We start from the raw sequence: 21,434 nt of genomic DNA, 5'->3' as shown, positions 1-21,434 counted from the left end.
CATGCATCGTCTTGATAACCTAACCCACGAGCTGTTAAGTATAGCCTGAGTTCAATCTCTTGCAAAGCGTCTTTTTTATTTTTCCTTTTGTCCTTAAAATAAGGGATCTTTTCCGTCGCACTCAACTTTTAGGCAAAGTTGGACTATACTGCGAGCTTGTTAATGGCAGGAAGACAGTTTAGCCTACCCAAGCACAGGGCACCAAAGAAAAAAATAAGAAATCATGAGCAAACACTTTACCCACCTTCATCTTCATACTGAATATTCACTTCTTGACGGTATGATCAAAGTTCCCGACCTTGTCAGACATGCAAAAACACAAGAATGGAAGGCCGTTGGCATTTCAGATCATGGCAATATTTTTGGTGCCGTTAAATTTTTTCAACTGGCAAAAAAAGAAGGCCTTAAGGCTGTTCTTGGTGCTGAAATGTACTTTTGCCCAGACATTACTATCAAAGATGCAAAAAATAAGTATTTTCACCTCATCTTGATTGTCCAGAATCGTGTTGGCTATCAAAACTTGTGCAAGCTCATGGCAATGTCGTATGAACAGGGGTACTACTTTAAGCCCCGTATTGACTATGCAATGCTTGAAAAATACAGCGAAGGCTTGATCAGTACCACTGCCTGTGTGGGGGGACATATACCGTCACTGCTGCAAGAAGAAAATTATGATGAGGCACAATCTCGCATAGAGTGGTTTGTAGACGTATTTGGCCGTGATCGTTTTTATTTTGAGTTGCAACCTGTAACATTTGAAAAACAAGCACTTGCGAACAAACTCTTGTTTGAATACAGTGCAAAAAATAACATCAACTGTATTGCAACATCGGATGCGCACTATCTATGCCATGATGACAAAGAAGCTCACGAAGTACTCCTGTCAGTACAAACCAAAGGACTTTTGTCCGACCCTGACCGCTACAGTTTTGGTGAATGTCAGGCGTATGTGCGCAGCACACAAGAAATGCTTAACGCTTTTCCTGAACGAGAAGATCTGATTTGGAATACAGGAAAAATCGCAGACATGTGTGAGTTTGAGTTCGAATTTGGCAAACTTTTTTTTCCTGCGTTTCCTGTACCTGAAGGCTATAACGAAGAAAGCTTTTTTACCAGGCAATGCCAGGACGGACTGCAACGCCTAAAAAATGGCAATCTTATTCCTGCTGACAAACACGAAGTATACGACACGCGACTTAAGCTTGAAATGGATCTGCTCATTAAGATGGGTTTTGTTGGCTACTTTCTGGTTGTTAGTGATTTTATTCAGTGGGCAAAACAACAAAATATTTCTGTGGGCCCTGGGCGCGGTTCTGGTGCCGGGTCGCTCGTTGCATGGGCAATGCAAATCACTAACGTCGACCCTATCAAATATAACTTACTCTTTGAACGCTTTCTTAACCCTGAGCGTGTCAGCATGCCTGACTTTGATATCGATTTTTGCATAAACCGACGCGAAGAAGTGATTAACTACGTTAAAGACAAATACGGTCATGACTGCGTCTGTCAAATCATCACGTTTGGTACCATGATGGCAAAGGGCGTGATCAAAGACGTTGCCCGCGTCCTTGGCTTTCCTTTTCAAGATTCAAACGCAATTACCGACCTTGTTCCTGACCAGCTCAAAATAACAATCAAAGAAGCCATCGAACAAGAGCCCCGCCTTAAAAGCTTGATTGAAAGCAACCCTGAAATTGGGCGTCTCATTGACATCTGTTTTAAACTTGAGGGTGTCACACGCCATGCGTCAAAGCACGCTGCCGGACTGGTTATTTCGCCTGAGCCGTTGGCTGGTTGCCTGCCCCTTTACATTCCACCCAAAACCCATGACCTTGTTGCTCAGTATGCGATGACTGAACTTGAGGCTATTGGCTTTTTAAAGATGGACTTTTTGGGGCTAAAAAACTTAACCGTCATTGACTATGCACTCAAAGCAATCAAACAAAATCATGGCGTTACTATTGATCTTGATCAGCTTACCCTGGATGACCCTAAGACATTTGAACTTCTGTGCAAAGGACAAACGAAGGGCGTATTCCAATTTGAATCCAGTGGGATTCAAGATGTGCTCTGTCGCCTGCAACCAGACAAGTTTGAAGACCTGATCGCCGTCAACGCACTCTACCGGCCGGGACCATTAGGATCTGGCATGGTGGACGACTTTATTGATCGTCGTCATGGTAAAAAAGAAATTGTGTACATGTTCCCTGAGCTTGAGCCTATTTTGAAAGAAACGTATGGCGTTATCGTTTACCAAGAACAGGTTATGAAAATCGCTGGAGCCATTGCAGGGTACAGTCTAGGTGCTGCTGACATTTTACGTCGTGCCATGGGTAAGAAAAAAGCCGAAGTAATGGCAGAGCAAAAAGAAAAATTTGTTGCTGGGGCAAAAGAAAAAGGCTTTGACGAAAAAAAAGCAGCAGAACTTTTTGACCTGATGGCTTATTTTGCCGGGTACGGTTTTAATAAGTCACACTCAACAGCATATGCGCTTATTGCCTACCACACGGCGTACTTAAAAGCAAACTACCCCCACGAGTTTATGGCAGCTCTGATATCCTTTGAAACACACAATCCAGACCAAATGACCAACTATCTACAAGAAATGAGTGACATGCACATTACTGTGCTACCACCATCAATTGCAGAATCTGAAATGTCGTTTACTGCCAGCAAAGATGGTGTGCGGTTTGGGCTTGAGGGAATTAAAAATGTTGGGCATGCAGCCCTTGAAAACCTTATCACCGAACGAGGCAAAAAACCATTTGCTGACATGCTTGATTTTTGTAAACGCATAGACCTGCGCGTTGCCAATAAACGCGTGCTTGAAAGCCTTATTTACGCTGGAGCTTTTGACAGCCTACCTGGCAATCGAGCACAAAAAATTGCAGAGCTTGATAAAATTATCAACATGGCACAAGAGTACAAAAAGGCTGCCGAAACAGGGCAAATGGGACTGTTTGGTGGCGGTGTACAAGTCCATGAAAACGAACAAGGCCAGCGCTACACATTTGCGTTGCTCGATGACTTTCCAGACAAAGAAAAACTGGAAAAAGAAAAAGAAGTTGTTGGCTTTTACCTCAGCTCACATCCTCTCAAAAGTTATCCCGTTGTTAAATGGCTTGAGCACACACCATTTGCAAAGACGCTTGAACTCCTTGAAAACATCACCTCACTGCGTGAACCAACGGTAACCTGTTGTGGGCTTGCACAAAGTCATAAAGTCATAACCACCAAAAAAGGCGACCGCATGGCCTTCATGCAATGTGAAGATTTTTCTGGGCATGCCGAAATTATTATTTTCCCTTCTTTGTTTGCCAAAGTTGAGCAGCTCCTGGATGAGCACAACGTTTTTGTCATCAAGGGCAACTTAGATATTACCGCACAAAACAAGTGTAAAATTAAGGCGCAAGAGCTCATACCCATTGACAGCTTACTCGATGAACAAAACACAAAGCAGCATGTTACATTAACACTACCCAGACAACCATCGCAGCGCACGCTTGAAAAAATCAAAGCACTCTGCCAGCAGCAAGGTAGCGGCAGTCCTTTAACATTGCGCTTTCATGAAAACGAGAACTTGCTCGCTCTCCATGCGCAGAAAAAGATATCTTACTCGATTGATCAACTCAAGGAGCTTGAACAAGAGGGCATTGCTATCTCAATGATTTTGTAAAAAATGTTGCATCAAATCGGGTGCATGGTGTTGACACACTTTTTTCATCGTTTGTATTGCCCAAGCACGCGTTTGCTCCCGCTCTGGGGTGTTGAGCGTTTCGGCTATTAGCTTTGCAAACTTTAGCAACACTTGTTCATCAAACTGATGCTTACTCTGGCGCTGGGCTAGCAGCTCAAAACGTTGTTCAAACTTATCCTGCAAATCAGCAAGTAGGTAAAAATAAATCAATTGAGCCAGAATTTCGTCGTTATGTTCATTCATACTGAGCATATGTTCGTAGATTGCAATCGCGTTGATCAAGCGTTTTTCCTTTTGGTACAAAAATGCAGCTTTTTTGTACCGTTCAATCGACTGGTCATAGTCATCAAGATGCCACAAGATATCACCTTCTATCTGCAGCGTATAAGCACGATCATCAAAAGAATGTGCCAGCAACCGAAAGACGTTGAGCGCCTTTTCCTTCTCCTTACGTGCTATCAAATTTGACAACGCAAACCAGGCGACGCTGGTCCTTTCGCCCCCCTGCTTGGCATTACTACTCATAACCGCTTCCTTTCTCCCTATGTAAGCCCTTTTTGGGCATTCAAGCACTATAAAAATAATCCCCAAATTGGGGATTTTATTACCATAGCCTACACCTGTTATACCCACTCGGTCAGGAGAAGTAAATAGACAAGCTAAAAAGTGTATAAAGCTGCTATCCTGCGCCCAAATCAACGTTTCCTTGCGTAACTTAGGCTTTTTTCATGCACTACCCACAACTGGCCCAATAGGCCAGTTGTAAATACTATTGCAATGCAAAAGCTACCTGGTATACAATAATACTATGCAACATATTTATATTTGGAAAAATATTATTCAGGGTACGGGGCATGAAAAATACTAGGGGACACTCACTATCTCGCTACACATTATTAGCTCTCGTCTTGATTGGACTGGGACAAAGCTTGCTTTGCACCATAACCTTTGATCCAGCAATTGACTTGGATAAGAAATCCTTTACCTATGAAGCAAACTATACGGCACGCGCATACGAACTTACTCAAATCGCTAAAATAATCAGCAACACATCGCTTAGTCAAGATCGACAACAAAAATTTTGGACATTTTTAAAAGAAATTTTTAAGCAACCCTATACCTTTATTCCCACACATGACGACTTTACTGATACAGATGAACACTTTGACTATAATAATCCTAACAGATACCTAACGCGTATTAACATCCAGCTTCCGAACGAACCGGCAAATAACGGGATAGCTTGGTGCAGTTGCCCTAGTCTTTCAAACGTTATGCGCGTTGAAACAACGCTCAAACAACTTAACGCACTCAACACAACATTCCCACCCGACTCAACACCTGCTATTGTCCATACTACCTTTGGGCCGGGGCAAGGCGCGCAACTGTACCTTTTGATTAAGGGTATGTTAATACTTGGTTACCAAAACATTACCATTCAGATGATTGAACCCGCACAACCGCCCACTGACAAGATACAAGCGCTACTCTCAGCAGATGAAAACAAGAAGGTTACGCTCATACATTTCCCAGATGTTTACAGCCTTAAGGCTGAAGATACCACCAAAAAAAGTCATAGTTTTGACATCATTGATCTCCCAACAGACTATGAAAGTTCTATAGAGCAAAACTATACACCGTCACAACTCGTAACAATTCAACAGCTAGCAGAAAATATACAGCTTAATGACGAAGAGTCTGCAGACATTTACAAGCTACTCGAAGGTGATGGTACCAACCAAAATTATCTCGTAGCAGAATACAATCTTACAGACGAAGACGCTAGTGCAGACGCGATTGCAAGTAGGGCTCGTGTGCTTAATGCACTATCAAGCCTTTCTAAAAATAACAAATTCAATGAGACCTTAAAAAATCTAACCGAAGAAAATTTTAATAAACTGTTTACAAGTGAATATGAAAAAATAAGCTTTGCTCGCATTTTTGATACCATAACTACTCTTCAAATACATCAAGAGAATACGAAAAGCGATACAGTTAGTGCCCTTTATGACCTTTTTTGTTGCGTTACACTTATTAATGAACAAAATGGGTATGATTTGATACATGCTAGAATCAACAATACCTTATCAGGCAAAGACCTATTCTTTGAAATTCCTTCTGAAGAAGATGAAGAAGAACCAGAACCAACTCTTCTTTCTGCAGCACAACTTGAAGAACTAAAAAAACTAACACGCACAGCATTCATAAACAATAAAAGCAAGTCACAAACTCAGGTGACTCAATCTGTTATAGAAACATTTGAAAAATTTATACAAAAACATGAACCACAATCCACGCTCTCTGTTCAATTACATCGCTCTATTTATGGAGAATATTCGTACTTGGTTGAGCAGAATAAAATATCAAACAACGCAATCGTCTTTGAGTCAAATAACCAAAAAATTCATTACTCGCAAGGCTCTTTTTATCCAACTCAAGAACTTTACGACGACTTTAGTAAAATCTTGCCTGATTTTGAAATTCCAGCAGATTTTGCAACTCAAGCCATAAATCAACTAACTAACATGTTGCAGCTGCTCAAACTCAAAATGCTGCGACTTATGCAAACACTAGCTAGTGAGATCTGACATGCAAAAAAAATTATTACTCACAACACTCATTTTTTTAAGCATACAAAATTATACCATCAAAGCTGCCGGAACTGACGCTTTCACGTATGAACCGGTTGTTAACCGCACAGACGCCGATGCATGTAACGCGGATCTTGAAGACACATCAGCTATGCTGGCTGATCAAAGTCAATTTATATCTCTGACTCAGGACCATAGAAAAGAATTATGGAAGGTACTCAAGGAGGCTTTACGTGAAACCGAACGAAAATCTCATCACAAAAGAAACAGCTGTGTTTTAACGCTTAAACATAATAACGGCGCTATAATCACCACGCAAACAAAAACAGGAAAAAATGAGCCTGTAACATTTAATTGGTGTACCTGTGAAAGCTTAACAAATATTGACCGTATAAAAATAATACTCACACAGCTTGCCCAGCTTAATAACAATTTCCCCCCAAAAACTCAGAAAACTATAGTACACACGTCATTTGGTGCTGGAGTCAATTTTTTACAACAATATTTGCTAGCAAAAGGCCTGGAAATTCTTGGGTATGAAAATATAGGTTTCAACTTCATCGAGCCTGTAGAGCAAGATTTTGAGCGTACTACTATTTTTAAAAATCAGTTTGGTAACAAGCTCACCCTCAACTGGTACAATTCTGTTTACGAAATGCTAGCAAAGCCAGAAGTTAAAAAAAGCCATAGTTTTGATGTCATCGATGTACCTACAGTTTATAACTATTACATTGATTTTAGAGATAATCGTGTCGTGGGCTTTGATATAGAAAACTTTGAAAAAATAAAATCGTTAGATATAGACCCCAATTTTCATTCCGCAATAAGTAATTTTCTTGCAACGGGTAAATATACAACAGAGTATCCAAAAGGCATGTACAAAAAAGATATATTGGATACTTTATTTGCAGAACTGGCTACATCCTTTACAAAAAAAACCAATGTAAAACCAACTATTAACATGTGGTTCTTGGTACGACAGAAACCCCATGAGGAGCACAGCTCCTATCTTTATCACTATATTTTTGCCGCCGTAAAAGATATTATGCAAACAGCTTATCTTATCGACAAAGCAACAAAAGCATACCCTGAAAAAAGTCATATATGGGATGAAGTTTTTACCGGCATCAGTGTTAAAAGAAGCCCAAACAACACGTGTTTTTTAATCAACACACTTCCTAACGGGAAAAAACAACTCATCATCGATGGCATGAGAGAAAGCAATCACGCTGTTAAGAGTGATTTTGCTAAAGTCATTGCTGACAAATTTGAAACTATTAAAGAAAAACCACTCCCCGAAATAATCTCTGAGCTTACACAAGAAATAACCACGCAAATCAATGAGAAATATAAAAAGAGAGCAGACGAGTTCACCGTCTATCGCAACAGATCGCTCTACAATGAATTTTCATATCTGGTTAAACAAAACAAAATTTCTGATGATGCCATTGTCATTGAAGCAAATGAGAGAACAATCAACTTAACCCGAGGCAGTTTCTGGCCGACGCTTGAACTGTACATACGACTCCAGGCAACAACTCAAGCCATGAACCCTCATTTGAAAAGTACATCCCCGAAACCAAGCAAACAGCCAGAACCAACTCCACAACCGGCCCAACCAGCCGCTCAGCCAAAACCGGCTTCTACTCAACAACTTAAACCAACCACAGCACCCAAGCAACCAAAAACTGATGCCCCAAATGAATTTACAGCCATTTTACACGTACTCAAACTCAAGATGCTGCGACTTATGCAGACAGTCAGACAGTCATAAGTTCGGCTTGTTTGCAAACGAAAAATCAGCATGCTATACTCTCGCAAAAAGTCAATTGATAAGAATCCCTAAACGAAAAAAGTCATGATATCCTCCCAAATAATTGACGAAGTTAAAAAGAGACTTATTGAAACATATGACCCCATTGCAATTTACTTATTCGGATCATATGCTTCAGGAAAACAAACTGATGACAGCGACCTTGATCTTGTTGTTATAGTTGAGACTTCTAATGAAAAAACTTATAAACGTCCAATAAAGGGGCATAAAGCTCTTTTTGGGCTAGGTATTGCTAAAGATCTTATTGTTTACACCCAAGAAGAATTCAATAAATTTTCACGTGAACCTAGTTCACTCTGTCACCAAATTCATGCCTCCGGGAAACTGATTTATGCAAAGTCATAAAGAATGGCTACGGTTTGCCCGTGAAGATTTACTTGCAGCTAAAACACTCTTGAAGGTTGAACTATTTTCTTCAGTTGCATATCATGCCCAGCAGGCCGCAGAAAAAGCCCTCAAGGGTTACCTCGTTGCACAAAAATATAAAATCATCAAGACACATGACTTGGTTAAACTGCTTGAGCTATGCATGCAGTTTGAGGGAAAATTCGCACAACTAGCAACGATAGCCCAAGAATTAACGCCACTTTCAACAAAATTTAGATATCCCTCTGAGTTTGACATCCCTGACCAGAGCGACGCTAGAACTGCCATCAGCCAAGCTCAAAAGATCATCACCTTCGTTTCTCAAGAATTGGACAAATCGATAAAACAAACAAAGCTTTTCTAACAAACCAGCTGTTTGCAAACGAAAAATCAGCATGCTATAATTGCCCAGGCATAGGGCAAATACTAACAATACCCCAACATAAGGCACGTCCATGAGCGCACATTCAGCAACTGACAAATGGAAACAATGCACTCAGCAGGCACTCACCGGTAAAAGCGAACGTATTGCAGCTCAAACAGCAGCTGGCAAGCTAACCGCACGGCAACGGCTTGAACTCCTACTTGACCACGACAGTTTTTGCGAAACGGACCAGCTTGTAGTCTCTCCCATCCTCCAAACCAAAGAACCCACTGATGGTGTCGTTACCGGTTTTGGTACCATTAACGGACGAAAGGTTGCCATCTACGCTCAAGATTTCACCATCAAGGGCGGCTCACTGGGGATGGCCCATGCACAAAAAATTTGTAAAATCATGGATATGGCTGCCTCCATTGGCTGCCCCATCATTGGCTTGATTGATTCAGGCGGGGCTCGCATTGATGAAGGCATTCATGGCCTGTCTGGCTACGGCGCAATCTTTGCCCGCAACAGCAAATACTCTGGTATTATCCCACAAATTTCGGCAATTCTGGGCCCATGTGCTGGCGGTGCGGTCTACTCGCCCGCATTAACCGACTTTATCTTTATGACTGAACAGATTAGCCAAATGTTTATCACTGGGCCACAGGTTATTGAGCAGGTGACTGGCGAAATCATCACCAAAGAGGCACTTGGTGGCGCACAAGCGCATACCCAACGATCTGGCGTTGCCCATGTGGTTAGCGCTACTGAACAAGAATGCTTTGAGCAAGTCAAACAGTTACTCAGCTACCTGCCCGACAACTACAAAATGCACCCCCCTGCACTGCCATATGACGATACTAGCCCTAGTCGTTTTGAAAACATCGTGCCTGAAAACGTCATGCAAGGCTACGACATGAACAGGCTCATTGGTCAACTTGTTGATTCAGACAGCTTTTTTCAGATTCAACCTAACTTTGCCAGCAATATTATTGTTGGTTTTGGCCACATTCAAGGCTATAGCGTTGGCATTGTAGCCAACCAGCCATCTTGCAAAGCTGGCACCATAGACATTGATGCATCGGTCAAGGCTGCTCGATTTATTAGATTTTGCGATAGCTTTGGTATTCCTATCGTTTCACTGGTCGATGTACCCGGCTTTTTATGTGGTGTTGAACAAGAGCATGGCGGGATTATCAGACACGGGGCGAAATTACTTTACGCCTATGCAACAGCCACTGTACCTAAGATTACCGTCATCATTCGTAAGGCATTTGGTGGTGCATTTATCGTTATGGGCAGCAAACAATTGGGGGCTGACTTCAATTTTGCTTGGCCAACCGCGCAGATCGCCGTACTTGGCCCTCAGGCTGCTGTCTCCATTTTAAACCGCAGAAAGCTTGCGCAGGCCGTGGAACTCGGCAAAGAAGCCACAAGTCAACTCAGAGCCGAACTGGAAGCTGAATACAGCCAGCAATACCTGAATCCATTGGTAGCAGCCCAGCATGGCTATATTGATGGGATTATTGAGCCAAGCCAAACCCGCAACCAAATTGCCAAAGCCCTGGAAATCACCCGCTCTAAAGTCCAAGCACTACCAGCACGCCGACACGGCAATATCCCCCTCTAGATAGTCATATTGGCTACTTTTCTTACAACCTAACTTTTTCACAATTACACAAAAATTGACCATTTGACAATTTATGACACTGTGGTACGATAGCAATAAGAGGTTAATTTTTCTTAGATTAATGGGGGTTACCGTGAAAAAGTTTATTCTATGTCTTGTATTATCACTGACTACAGGCTCTTTGCCAGCTGCAGAATCAACAGCAACAGTGCCACGCACTGTCTCACAAAAACATGCTAACGAGCTAACATCTATCGTAGAAAAAGCAAAAGAGCTCATCCTGGGCTGTACGGCAGAAGAAAAAGAACATGTATTTAATCTGATAGAAGTTGAAAGTAAGATACTTGAACTCTATCTGCTCGAAATAACGTGTATTAAAAGTAAGCACAAACAGGGAAACAAGTTCGATTCAGATACGATAGAAACCTTGTACGAAACGTACTTCGCGTTAAGGGCACAGTTACTGGAAAATCTATCAGAGGATTTGCAATACACTTTATTGTCGATAAATCAAAATCTTGAAAGTACATCTAACGCCCTCTCAATTAACAATCTTCTCAATTTTTTCCGACTACAGCGCAAACTTGCCACCAAAATGGACAATTACCTGACCGCTGTTGAAATTTTACACGCCAAATGTAAAGATACCCATCTACCCAAATTAAACCTTGCTAAAATGGTGATCCAAACATTCCCCAATCTCACAAAGGTAAAATATCTGAATATCTTGACCACGTTCTCCCACGGTGAAGCAAGAACATTGTTTATTAAGGGGATTCAAAACGCTATCGATGAAACTTACGACTTACAAAAAGCACGTCCAGATCTAGCAGAAGGAATAGATCAGCTTTATCAAGCAGGGCAAAGCTTTATAGACGAAATACATACTCAAAGAAAAATCTGGGAGAACATAGACAAAGATAATATCACACAACACCTTTGCCTACAATTTATACCTCTTGCTAAAACTTACCAGCAGCTAGCACGTGTAGCAAAAAACGAAGACGTCTCACTCTTTCCATTACTATCGTTTCTTGGCTCAAAAGAAACTGTAGATATTGAGTCTATTAAAAAATACCGCGAAACACTTACCAATTTAATAAAACTCATAGATCAATGTTATAAAAAAAATCTCGTCACATTTCTCGACGAGCATACCAAAAACAATACAACCGCATTATTCGCTTTGCTAATATCGCTGGAAGAAAATAAAAAGGAAGCTCAGCCTCTTGATGAGAGGTTCATAAAAATATCGCTCGCTATCAATATTGATAGCGTCAAACAACAGGCGTTAGATCAAATAAATAAAGACTTTACTAACTTTCAAAACATTGCCCAAGCAGGTTTTAATAAGATCGATTTTACTCACACAGTAAACGCCCTTAAAAATAGGCTTACTGAATTCATACCATATATGATGGTTACGCAACAATTCAGTGCTCAATTTACACAGTTTTTCAATATGCCATGGCTGTTAGAAATTATAGAAAGTATCCCCAAACTTGAAACAATCAAAACCCAAGACGATAACGAAGACTTTTTACCCGATTGTTTGAAACAAAAACCTAAGGGTAAATCTCGCAAACAAAATAAATCAAAAGAAAAAAAACAGCCTTTCCCTCCAGCAAAAAATCTTGTCAGCAAACCGTCACCTGAACAACAGCTCTGCGATGCTATAACAACACACCTTGAGCAGCCAGTCACCACTCATCAGCTCACAAAACCAACAACCAACGCTTTCCCAACATATGAATTTCTTGGTGGGCAGTACAGCGTGTTTCCTGAGGAAAAGGATAATGACCTTAGGGCTCGCCTAAAAATTAACGAATTTAATACGCTGTATAAAGAGACGCTAACTCGAAGAGATCGTAACGATGATGAAGAAAGTTTAACACGCCACACTTGGCCTGCTCGTATACATGATCACATTGAGCGCTCACTCATTATCGATCCCCATAATGAAGAGCACAAAAAACTAGCTAATGATCTAGGCATAACATTTGCAGATGACCAAATAGTCTGCATTTTAAGGGGGGAAATAACATACAAACCAAATTATCTACACTTTGAAAAGAAAACACTCAAGGGAGCATACGTCTATATTTTCAAAATCGAAGGCGGTAAAACATATTGCTGCCATCGCTTTTTCCATACGTATAGAAAAAAATAAAACTTATGATGGAGGTTCAATGAAAAAACTTATGCTATTTCTGGTATTTTTACTGCCTGCTGGTTCTTTATTTGCAGCAGAGAAGTCCTGCCCTATTCCAGCACAGTCGTCCTCGCCTGATTCATCACTGACAGACTCAGGCTCAAGCCAGGAAAGTGACTCATTCGCCTGCATTGATGCCATTTCACATCGTGCGCAACAGGACGGGGCATCAGACAAGTTAGCTAACCTACTCACGATTGAGGGCAAGATTGTTGAACTTTACCTAGTCGAACTTGCCGCGGTCATGAACAAAAAAAATAATGGTATGGATCTGGACGCAGCTACAATCGATGACCTCTATGATCAGTTTTTTGACCAACGAGAACAATTATTACGTTCATTTTCACCTAAGCTCAACCAACTCCTGGAAGAATTCCAAGTTACCATAGAAAAACAGGGCTATTATTCTTTCAATGACATTCTCAACTTTTTTCGCCTTCAACGCCAACTTGCTCAAGCAAAAGTACATTACTTGCAAAAAGTACGCATCACCAATACTTGCCTACAGACAAAACCCATTCCCCGAAATAAGCTCAACATGCTAGAAGGACTTAGCGCTCTTAAATCGCTTGCTAATAACATTAAAAAAGATACTGACATTTTAAAAATGCGCTACTTAAACATTTTATGTGTTAATACAGAAGATGAATGCATGGGACTAGAGTACCTTACACCCTACCTTCAAATACTTTGTGCAAATCTACCATATAAAAAAGCAGTAACAGACTTACTCTCTGCTGCAAATAACTTTAAACGAGAGCTCAAACGACAAGCAGAAGTCTGGACAACCATAGATCGAAACAAAATTGTAGCTGAGTTGTTTTCAGGACTTAGTACACTAGCAGGTAGTTATTGTAAACTCTATCAGACCCTAACAAATAACAAACCAACCAATGTTTTCCCACTCATTAATCTTGTATCCAACAAAAACATTCTTGAGATGGATTCATTTTTTGAGAAAGTAAAAGCAATCAGCTCAGACATAAAAAACTCCTCTGATTGGATGGAAAAAGTACTCCCAAGCATAAATAAGGCTTTGAACCATCTAGGGGTTAAGCGTGATATGCTCGAAACAACATCAGTCCCACAAAAAATTGACCTCCTTGGCAAATTAATACAAGCCAAAAACAATAATCCAAAAATTTCAAGTTTTAAGGATCTGCACAACAAACTTCAAACAGCAAAAGATGTGGTCATAAATCCCGTAGCTCAAAGAACACTAGAGCTCAAACATAATCTAGAAAACGCCTACTCAACCTCTATAGCTGCAGCTGGGCTCAAAGAATTATTTGAGTTTACCCCCTTCATGGTTCCTCATTCTGGTGGAAAAAATTCAGTGCCTGAAGCATTTATGACATGCTTCATGATACAGAAAGTTATTGACAGCTTTGTAAAAGCAACTGGTCTTGAAAGTATTTTAGAAAAAGCAAACTCAAGCAAACTTTCTAAAACTACCACAGAACAAGAGGCAACTCCCCCAGAAAACAGTACAAAAAAAGAAACGGCAGAAATAGATACATCAGAAAATGTTACGTCTAAGCAAGACTCAGACACTGATGGCAACACAATTAAAAAAACGCAGCAAAAGAAACGCTTAAACAAAAGAACCCGTAACTCATGCCCAACCGCTCAACATTTGATTGATTTAACACGCCAATTATTCAACTCATCCTGCGCACAACAACCTAACGTTGAAAATTATGTCGAGTTTCAAGATGATGATAAAGTTTTTAGTCTCTACCTAAACAAATCAACCAACAAGTTAACTACAAAGCTCGGACGCAAACACGCAGATCAAATACTCAGAACAACTCATGATCCAGCACTGCGAAGAGAATACCGTGATGACAGTCAAGAGAGTCACATACGCCATGTTTTCCCAGACGGCATAGATGAGTATCTTGATCGGGCAACAGTACTTGAAAATTTTAGCCAAGATGACAAGGAAATGGGAGAAAGGCTCGGCATACACCTAAAAAACAACCAGATTGTCTGTATTCTTGACGGTGTACTGCAATACAGATCGCACTACCGTAATCTCGATTCGACCCTTAACGGCGGCTATGTCTACATCTTCGACCTTAAAGCAAAAAAATGCATCCACCGTTTTTTCCACACCTACAAAGATGGTAGTGGTCGAATGAGAACATCGTAAAAATATATTTTTATAGATAGTCTAGAGCTTTGCAATCTGGCAATGATAGGATTGCAAAGCTCTAGTTGTCTTATCTGTCAACCAGGAGTCATCGCACCATTGCACATAGTCTATAAATCTTATTCTCCCAGCAAAGAATCGTAAAAAACAATTCCCATCAAAACTAATCACATCAAACACTTCATTTTTAAGGTCAAAAAAAGAAATATCATCAAGTCTAGTGGGCATACACTCACCCCTGATGAGTGAGCGCAGCATAGGAAAATTCTGCTCACATCGCCCTTGCTGTTGGCAGCCCTGCTGGAGATACAGCGTAAAAACTGTATGCAGCAAATATTGCCAATCATCAAACCGCCAAATATAGTTGTGTAACAAGAAGTAGTAGGTATCATCCAAAAACTGTTGGTACCACTTACTTTTCAAAAGCATAAGCGTTGCACAGTCGATCAGCACTGCTTGATTTAACGTGGGCTTAGGCCTGCTGTGGCAAATTGCTTGCGCCGGCTCACCAGACACTGCCTGCGTCACACTGAACACCAGTAAGCACACACATAATAAAAAAGTCTTCATACTCGTCCCTTCAATTTTTTCTTGAAAAATTATATGCCTTATATCATACTGCAAAAAATTTAGACAAAAAAAGTTTTGTCACGGTTAAGAAAAAAATATGAAAAACATTTACCGGTATGCCACGGCAGTAATTATTAGTTTTACTCCCCTTTTTGGGGCTGAACTACCCCACCCCCAACCTAACTGGATGATCAACGCTATTAATGCAAGACTTGTTGAGATACACGCGGGCACAGGCAAGCTCCTGTATACCCTTAGCAATGCTTTTTCGCCCACAGCAATAAATCAGCAACTCGCTCTGGATATTGCAAAGATTTACATACAGGAATACATACAAATAACAACATGCTGTTCAGACCAAAACAATACAAATCCGTTGCACTACGCTATGCTCACTCCTCAATTTCCGCTAGATCTTCTAGAATGTCTCATCAGCAAAATGAAAGCCGAGAATCCTCAAAACTTCAACACCAATTACCTACATGGCGAAAGTAAAGCCCATGGCACACCACTGGAGTCCGCGCTAAGACAATTTGGAACGCTCGGTGAGACTGAAAAAGAAGTTACCTTAAAAAAAATTGCCTGTTTAGTTGATAAACATGGCGCTGGCTATGACCATATTACTGATCCAGAGCACCTTAAGGTTATTAAACAAGCTCTTGCACAGCAAAAAGCATAACTCTTGCACTTATTTGCCCATACCAGCTACACTTGTAAAAATAATAAAAAATCTAAGCACATAACAACAATTAAAGGAGCTTGTGAGTCGCTTTGTAAAAGTTTTTTTATTGTCTTTGTGCACACTCTGTAACACTAACCTTAACGCTATGGAGTCACGCACTGATGATGACATCATGCTAAAAAGCTTCATGCTTAAATATTGGTCATCACGTATCCCATGTACTTACACAGACAAGGGTCAATTGGGGGATAGCGATGAAGGAATCCTTAGCTTTACCCCATCAAAAGAACACTTGTACTCGTTTTTTTCACAACAGCAAGATAATGGCAAGTGGCCACTGGAGCTAGCCTTTGAAAAAACATTAAGAATTTTCATTTCAGCAGTCAAAACTATGCTTAACGCCGACTTCAGCTGGGAACAAATTCTCCAGTACTGCCCAGGAAACGAATCCCCACGTGAAAACTTTGAACAGTTTATGCAAGACCTGCTCAGCAGTCCTCGTGAAAAAACAATCCCCTACGAAATAAAAGAGGAAAATGAAGGCAAATTGTTTTGCATAAACCCCAGAGACATTATTAGCCTTACTACCACACGTGACAAAGAAAAGAAACTACCACTTGAACGTGCATACGAAAAGAAAAACATGCATCAATGTTTGCGCATTCTCCAAATCATGTCTAAAACAAACTCTTGGGAAAGCATTCTGTTATTAGTGCCCTAAATTAGAGAATGCTATTGACGCCCTTGCTCAAAAAACGCTACCATACTCGTTAATGTTAATAAATTCTCTTTAAATACAAAATTAACCAACTATCTTGGGGGATACCCTATGCGGCAACCATCTTTTTTTCACCGACTCTCTAGAACTCAGAAGATCATACTACTTGCACTAATATGCATAGTCATCGTAACAATTCCCGCCAGCAAGAAAATCTACAATTGGGGCCGTGGTCTTTACCAGACACAAGCATCTCTTGAAAAAATTCCAGAAGAAGTAAAAGGGTCTGTTATCAGCCTTAAAAATCTTAAACCAGAACATTTTATCGATATGCACAATGTGTTCTCGCGCACAGTACGACAAGGTCTTGAGTTTCCTGAAACCATTAACCTGGCATACTCTATTGAATATTTTCAACATCAGCTCAACCGACAAAAAAACGGAGAACTTATTGTTTATGCAATCGTTGACAACAAAGACAATAAAATTATTGGCTCAATTAATATTCGTGAACTTAATGACGATGACCCTGGTCAAATGGGTTGCTGGATCAACGAACAATACTGGGGAGGCGGCCGTATTCAAGAGGCAATTGACTTATGCTCACGCATTTACTTTAGGCTAAAAAAAGAGAAGTCCTACACCGCACACGTACGACTCTGGAATAAGCGCAGTTACCACGCACTCAAAAAAGCTGGGTTTGTAGAAACTGGCTACTTCTACGAAAACGGCACCCCAACTCGCTACATCCTTGAACTAAAAAATCCATATCTATAAAAAATTGCCCCCCTTTGCAGCAATCCTTCATTTTTCCTACATTTTGAGTATGCTGGTTTGATAGGCATAAAACCTAAATAGAAAGGAGCTTTACTATGGCGGAAAATAAAAAAATACTGTTTGTATTGATGCCTAAAGGCTATCAAGAGGTTGAGTTTAATGAACCATATCAAGCCTTAACAAACAAAGGTTATCAAGTCGATGTAGCCGGCCTTGAAGATGGCAATGCTACCGGCCATCGTGGCAATACTTTTAAACCAGACTTTTTACTTTCTGAGCTAAACGATGAAGAGCTTAGCAGCTACGATGCCATGGTCATCCCTGGAGGACCAGGATCCCAAGACTATTTATGGGACAACAGGGAACTGCAAGAAACGGTTATGCGATTTCACAGCAAAGGCAACAAATTACTTGCAACTATTTGCAATGCCTGTGCCGTTCCTGCACAAGCCGGTTTATTACGAAATAAAAAAGCTACTATTTTTCCGGCTCCCCCAAGCATTGCGCTCCTGGAACAGGAAGGTGTAACATTTGTTGACCAAGGCTGCATGACACTCGAAGACATCGGTATTATAACAGCACAAAGTCCAACTGAAGCCAAAGCATTTGCAGATGCAATTATACAATTTTTAACCCTAGGACAAACACAAGCATGAGCACAAAAAATCCATACTGTGTGCAAGACGACTATCCCAAAACGCTTATCGTTGGGATCTACGGCCCAATGACCCACAACAGCTGCCCTGACTGTCATTATGATGAATTCGTTAGTTTAGTTAAAACACTCGAGTTCAAATATGACGAATCACATTTCATGAAATTGCGCAGCATTGACAACAACATCTTCTTTACAAAAGGTAAGCTTAACGAAATTAAAGAGCTGTGCAACGAACATGACATTGAGCGAGTACTCTTTTCAGAACTTCTTTCCCCTGTACAAGAACGAAATCTTGAAGAAGCTCTTGGTTGTCTTGTCTGGGACCGTGAGCGACTCATTTTGGAAATATTTAAAAAGGCGGCACACTCATCTGAGGGTAAAATTCAAGTTGAGATGGCTGAAATTGATTATTTCAAAACACGTATCATTGGCAAAGGTCGCGAACTAGCACAACAAGAAGGTATCATCGGAACTAAGGGCCCCGGCGAAACACAAAAAGAACAACTCAAGCGACAGTTTACCGAAAAGCTTCGTCAAGCAAAAAAGCGCCTCCAAACACTTGAGCGATCGCGTGAAACGCAACGCAAACGCCGTATTGGCAAAAAAATTCCACTTGTCTGCTTAATTGGTTACACAAATGCCGGAAAATCAAGCCTACTTAACCATCTGACCAAAAGTCACGTACTGGCCGAAGATAAACTCTTTGCAACACTTGACACGACAACGCGCGAACTATATTTAGGCGCTGACAAAAAGATATTGCTCTCCGATACAGTTGGCTTTATTAACCAACTGCCACACAACCTGATTGCGGCATTTAAATCAACACTTGATGAACTACAATATGCCAATCTCCTCTTGCACGTTATTGATGTCAGTAACGAAGGCTGGAAAAATCAGGCTGACGTTGTTAACCAAACATTGAGTGAGCTTAGTGTTGACAAACCAATATTGCACGTGTTTAACAAAATAGACAAAATACCTAAGCACGATCATAACGCACTCATTCAGGAGTTAGAAGAAAGTTATCAGCCATACATCTTCACGCAAACAAAAACTAAAGATGGTGCCGAGACGTTGTTTGATTTTTTGCAAAACTATCCGTTTTGAGGTTGAAATAAGGAGAGTAAATGAATATTGCCATCAACGGTTTTGGTCGCATTGGAAGAGCACTGCTACGCTCAATTTTTGCAGATCATCAGGCACAACAGAAACTTAACATTGCAGCTATCAATATCGGTCCATCCAAGCTATCAGCTGTTGATCACCTATTTAAGTATGACAGCGTTTATGGACCATTTCATGGGCAGGTTGATTTCAAGAACACTTTCCTTGAAATCAACGGAAACAAGATACAGATTTTTTCAGAATCAGAGCCTGAAAAACTTCCATGGGGGAAAATGGACATAAACTGGGTGGTGGAAGCAACCGGCTGTTTTCGTACTAATGAACTTGCCCGTAGGCACTGTAACGCTGGTGCCGGTAAAGTCTTGATTACAGCCCCAAGCCCTGACGCTGATGCAACGGTAATACCAGGCATCAACGATTCAAGCTACAATGGCACCCAACATACCGTTGTTTCACTGGCAAGTTGTACAAGTAACGCATTTGGTCCACTTTTACAAGTACTACAAGAAAATTTTGGCGTTGAACAGGGCTTGATGACCACTATTCATTCCTACACTAACGATCAGGTTTTGCTTGATGTTGAACACACAGATCCACGCCGTGCACGAGCCGCAGCCCTCAACATTATCCCAACAAAAACAGGCGCCAGTAAGGTCATGACAAAAATTTTCCCTGCCCTTGAGGGTAAATTGTCAGCGCAAGCAATTCGCGTGCCAACACCGGTTGGCTCACTCATTGATTTCACCTTCACCAGCAACCACCCGCTCAGTACAGGCATCATAAATGGCGCATTCCAAGCAGCATCACAAGGTTCACTTAAATCTATCTTGCAGTATACCGACCAACCACTCGTGTCTAGCGACTTTGTTGGCAACCCGTACTCCTGTATTTTTGACAGCTTGCTCACACAAGTGTCTGGCAATATGGGCAAGGTCTTTGGCTGGTATGACAATGAATACGGCTATTCGTGCAGATTGAAAGATTTTTTATGCCTGCAAGCCCTAACAAAATAATCGTTCATACTTTGCTTTGATCCACCAAAAATGTAGGTACTTTATTTTTTTCGCTTCACATCAACGCAAAGTTAGTCTAGACTGTTTTAAAATTTTGAACTTTACGCAGTAGACATACTGCGCCAGTAAATGGGGGCCCATAGCTCAGTTGGTTAGAGCAGTCGGCTCATAACCGAAAGGTCCCAGGTTCAAGTCCTGGTGGGCCCACCATTTATTTTCTGCCTTCAAAAAGCACATAGTGCTATTTCAAAAAAAGGTCTAGGTTTATGAAGATCACGGCTATATGGCAAAATCTCAAACAACTTGTTGCCCTTGATAACACGCTTCTCCAACTTAAAAAAGATATAGAACAAGCAAAACATGAAATTGCTAACAATGCTCAGCAATCTGAGAAATTAGAAAAAGAAGCCGAAACTAAAAAGTCCAATATTTTCAGCAAGCAGAAAGAAGCCAAGCTGGAAGAGTTAACCGCTCAAACACTTAAAGAGCAAGAAATAGCCAAACGAGAGAAGCTTGATCATGCGCACGATCAAAAAGAATATAAAGCACTTGAAAAAGAACTTGAAACCATTACAGCCCAGCGCATAATGCAAGAAGAGTTGCTTATGGACAAGTGGGTGCAAATTGAAAACGAAACGCAAAACCTTGAACAATCACAGGTCAAAAATCAACAAAAGGTTGTTGAACTACAACAACTAGCCCAGTCGCTAGAAGAAAAACTCAACGATCTAAAACAGCAAGAAACAAGTATTACAGAGCAACGAAATCAAGCTCGCACTGCCGTTCCTGAAGAATGGCTGGTTCGCTACGACCGAATGAAAAATAGCGTTCCTGATCCTATTGTTCCTATGCTTAATGAAAGTTGCAGCTCATGCTACTATGCTATCCCAAGACAGGATAGAGCCAAATTACGTCTGTCGGGTATTTTGCATTGCAAAAATTGTTATCGCTTCCTCTATTGCGATGAAAATCACGACGAAAATGAACCAACTACGAATGAATCAACCCAACCGACAACTCAAGAAGAAAAACTGTAACA

At 40.8% G+C, this 21,434-nt stretch carries 17 protein-coding genes and 1 tRNA gene; 16 read left to right on the top strand and 2 right to left on the bottom strand.

What is annotated here, in order from left to right; all coding sequences use genetic code 11:
• Positions 1 to 223 precede the first annotated feature (223 nt).
• Positions 224 to 3,676 (top strand): DNA polymerase III subunit alpha, encoded by a 3,453-nt coding sequence (gene dnaE / locus H6679_04450; protein ID MCB9493495.1) that lies wholly within the window; start codon positions 224 to 226, stop codon positions 3,674 to 3,676.
• Here dnaE and H6679_04445 read toward each other — a convergent pair.
• A complete protein-coding gene (locus tag H6679_04445; protein ID MCB9493494.1) occupies positions 3,662 to 4,222 on the bottom strand; it encodes a hypothetical protein in 561 nt (186 codons plus the stop codon). The genes dnaE and H6679_04445 overlap by 15 nt on opposite strands.
• Before the next feature lie 329 nt (positions 4,223 to 4,551).
• Here H6679_04445 and H6679_04440 point away from each other — a divergent pair, with 329 nt between their 5' ends.
• The 7 genes from H6679_04440 (at position 4,552) to H6679_04410 (ending at position 14,849) form a co-directional block, all read left to right on the top strand.
• Positions 4,552 to 6,285 (top strand): hypothetical protein, encoded by a 1,734-nt coding sequence (locus H6679_04440; protein ID MCB9493493.1) that lies wholly within the window; start codon positions 4,552 to 4,554, stop codon positions 6,283 to 6,285.
• Position 6,286: 1 nt separating this feature from the next.
• The gene (locus H6679_04435) at positions 6,287 to 8,062 is read left to right on the top strand and encodes a hypothetical protein (protein ID MCB9493492.1); all 1,776 of its coding nucleotides are present in this window, start codon (positions 6,287 to 6,289) and stop codon (positions 8,060 to 8,062) included.
• Positions 8,063 to 8,146: 84 nt separating this feature from the next.
• Complete coding sequence (locus H6679_04430; GenBank protein MCB9493491.1) at positions 8,147 to 8,467, top strand: nucleotidyltransferase domain-containing protein; 321 nt, start codon at positions 8,147 to 8,149, stop codon at positions 8,465 to 8,467.
• Positions 8,454 to 8,852 carry a HEPN domain-containing protein gene (locus tag H6679_04425; protein ID MCB9493490.1) on the top strand — a complete coding sequence of 133 codons (399 nt, stop codon included), beginning with the start codon at positions 8,454 to 8,456 and terminating at the stop codon, positions 8,850 to 8,852. The genes H6679_04430 and H6679_04425 overlap by 14 nt, the downstream gene beginning before the upstream one ends.
• A gap of 91 nt (positions 8,853 to 8,943) precedes the next feature.
• Positions 8,944 to 10,482, top strand: a complete 1,539-nt coding sequence (locus tag H6679_04420; GenBank protein ID MCB9493489.1) for an acyl-CoA carboxylase subunit beta — start codon at positions 8,944 to 8,946, stop codon at positions 10,480 to 10,482.
• A 133-nt stretch (positions 10,483 to 10,615) separates the two neighbouring features.
• Positions 10,616 to 12,652, top strand: coding sequence for a hypothetical protein (locus tag H6679_04415; protein MCB9493488.1), 2,037 nt, complete (start codon positions 10,616 to 10,618; stop codon positions 12,650 to 12,652).
• A gap of 19 nt (positions 12,653 to 12,671) precedes the next feature.
• Positions 12,672 to 14,849, top strand: coding sequence for a hypothetical protein (locus tag H6679_04410; protein MCB9493487.1), 2,178 nt, complete (start codon positions 12,672 to 12,674; stop codon positions 14,847 to 14,849).
• A gap of 21 nt (positions 14,850 to 14,870) precedes the next feature.
• Here H6679_04410 and H6679_04405 read toward each other — a convergent pair whose 3' ends face one another.
• Positions 14,871 to 15,419, bottom strand: a complete 549-nt coding sequence (locus H6679_04405; GenBank protein MCB9493486.1) for a hypothetical protein — start codon at positions 15,417 to 15,419, stop codon at positions 14,871 to 14,873.
• A 97-nt stretch (positions 15,420 to 15,516) separates the two neighbouring features.
• Here H6679_04405 and H6679_04400 point away from each other — a divergent pair, with 97 nt between their 5' ends.
• The 8 genes from H6679_04400 to H6679_04365 all read left to right on the top strand — a co-directional run bounded on the left by H6679_04400 (position 15,517) and on the right by H6679_04365 (position 21,432).
• A complete protein-coding gene (locus tag H6679_04400) occupies positions 15,517 to 16,098 on the top strand; it encodes a hypothetical protein (protein ID MCB9493485.1) in 582 nt (193 codons plus the stop codon).
• A gap of 82 nt (positions 16,099 to 16,180) precedes the next feature.
• On the top strand, positions 16,181 to 16,822 hold the full coding sequence (locus H6679_04395; GenBank protein MCB9493484.1) for a hypothetical protein: 642 nt from the start codon (positions 16,181 to 16,183) through the stop codon (positions 16,820 to 16,822).
• 108 nt (positions 16,823 to 16,930) lie between these two features.
• On the top strand, positions 16,931 to 17,596 hold the full coding sequence (locus H6679_04390; GenBank protein MCB9493483.1) for a GNAT family N-acetyltransferase: 666 nt from the start codon (positions 16,931 to 16,933) through the stop codon (positions 17,594 to 17,596).
• A gap of 95 nt (positions 17,597 to 17,691) precedes the next feature.
• Positions 17,692 to 18,252, top strand: coding sequence for a DJ-1/PfpI family protein (locus tag H6679_04385; GenBank protein MCB9493482.1), 561 nt, complete (start codon positions 17,692 to 17,694; stop codon positions 18,250 to 18,252).
• Complete coding sequence (gene hflX / locus H6679_04380) at positions 18,249 to 19,364, top strand: GTPase HflX (GenBank protein MCB9493481.1); 1,116 nt, start codon at positions 18,249 to 18,251, stop codon at positions 19,362 to 19,364. Before H6679_04385 ends, hflX begins: the two co-directional genes overlap by 4 nt.
• Positions 19,365 to 19,384: 20 nt before the next feature.
• Positions 19,385 to 20,395 (top strand): type I glyceraldehyde-3-phosphate dehydrogenase, encoded by a 1,011-nt coding sequence (gene gap, locus H6679_04375; GenBank protein ID MCB9493480.1) that lies wholly within the window; start codon positions 19,385 to 19,387, stop codon positions 20,393 to 20,395.
• Positions 20,396 to 20,528: 133 nt separating this feature from the next.
• Positions 20,529 to 20,605, top strand: a tRNA-Ile gene (locus H6679_04370).
• A 56-nt stretch (positions 20,606 to 20,661) separates the two neighbouring features.
• On the top strand, positions 20,662 to 21,432 hold the full coding sequence (locus tag H6679_04365) for a hypothetical protein (protein MCB9493479.1): 771 nt from the start codon (positions 20,662 to 20,664) through the stop codon (positions 21,430 to 21,432).
• The last annotated feature ends 2 nt before the right edge of the window (positions 21,433 to 21,434 follow it).

Source organism: Campylobacterota bacterium (assembly GCA_020633995.1).
Taxonomy (GTDB): domain Bacteria; phylum Babelota; class Babeliae; order Babelales; family RVW-14; genus JACKCO01.
This window is presented reverse-complemented; position numbering and strand designations above follow the sequence as displayed.

What these genes read in the sequence shown, in the direction of transcription:
- dnaE (MCB9493495.1), top strand. Translation starts at nt 224, where the DNA reads ATGAGCAAACACTTTACCCACCTTCATCTTCATACTGAATATTCACTT.
- H6679_04445 (MCB9493494.1), bottom strand. Translation starts at nt 4,222, where the DNA reads ATGAGTAGTAATGCCAAGCAGGGGGGCGAAAGGACCAGCGTCGCCTGG.
- H6679_04440 (MCB9493493.1), top strand. Translation starts at nt 4,552, where the DNA reads ATGAAAAATACTAGGGGACACTCACTATCTCGCTACACATTATTAGCT.
- H6679_04435 (MCB9493492.1), top strand. Translation starts at nt 6,287, where the DNA reads ATGCAAAAAAAATTATTACTCACAACACTCATTTTTTTAAGCATACAA.
- H6679_04430 (MCB9493491.1), top strand. Translation starts at nt 8,147, where the DNA reads ATGATATCCTCCCAAATAATTGACGAAGTTAAAAAGAGACTTATTGAA.
- H6679_04425 (MCB9493490.1), top strand. Translation starts at nt 8,454, where the DNA reads ATGCAAAGTCATAAAGAATGGCTACGGTTTGCCCGTGAAGATTTACTT.
- H6679_04420 (MCB9493489.1), top strand. Translation starts at nt 8,944, where the DNA reads ATGAGCGCACATTCAGCAACTGACAAATGGAAACAATGCACTCAGCAG.
- H6679_04410 (MCB9493487.1), top strand. Translation starts at nt 12,672, where the DNA reads ATGAAAAAACTTATGCTATTTCTGGTATTTTTACTGCCTGCTGGTTCT.
- H6679_04405 (MCB9493486.1), bottom strand. Translation starts at nt 15,419, where the DNA reads ATGAAGACTTTTTTATTATGTGTGTGCTTACTGGTGTTCAGTGTGACG.
- H6679_04400 (MCB9493485.1), top strand. Translation starts at nt 15,517, where the DNA reads ATGAAAAACATTTACCGGTATGCCACGGCAGTAATTATTAGTTTTACT.
- H6679_04390 (MCB9493483.1), top strand. Translation starts at nt 16,931, where the DNA reads ATGCGGCAACCATCTTTTTTTCACCGACTCTCTAGAACTCAGAAGATC.
- H6679_04385 (MCB9493482.1), top strand. Translation starts at nt 17,692, where the DNA reads ATGGCGGAAAATAAAAAAATACTGTTTGTATTGATGCCTAAAGGCTAT.
- hflX (MCB9493481.1), top strand. Translation starts at nt 18,249, where the DNA reads ATGAGCACAAAAAATCCATACTGTGTGCAAGACGACTATCCCAAAACG.
- gap (MCB9493480.1), top strand. Translation starts at nt 19,385, where the DNA reads ATGAATATTGCCATCAACGGTTTTGGTCGCATTGGAAGAGCACTGCTA.
- H6679_04365 (MCB9493479.1), top strand. Translation starts at nt 20,662, where the DNA reads ATGAAGATCACGGCTATATGGCAAAATCTCAAACAACTTGTTGCCCTT.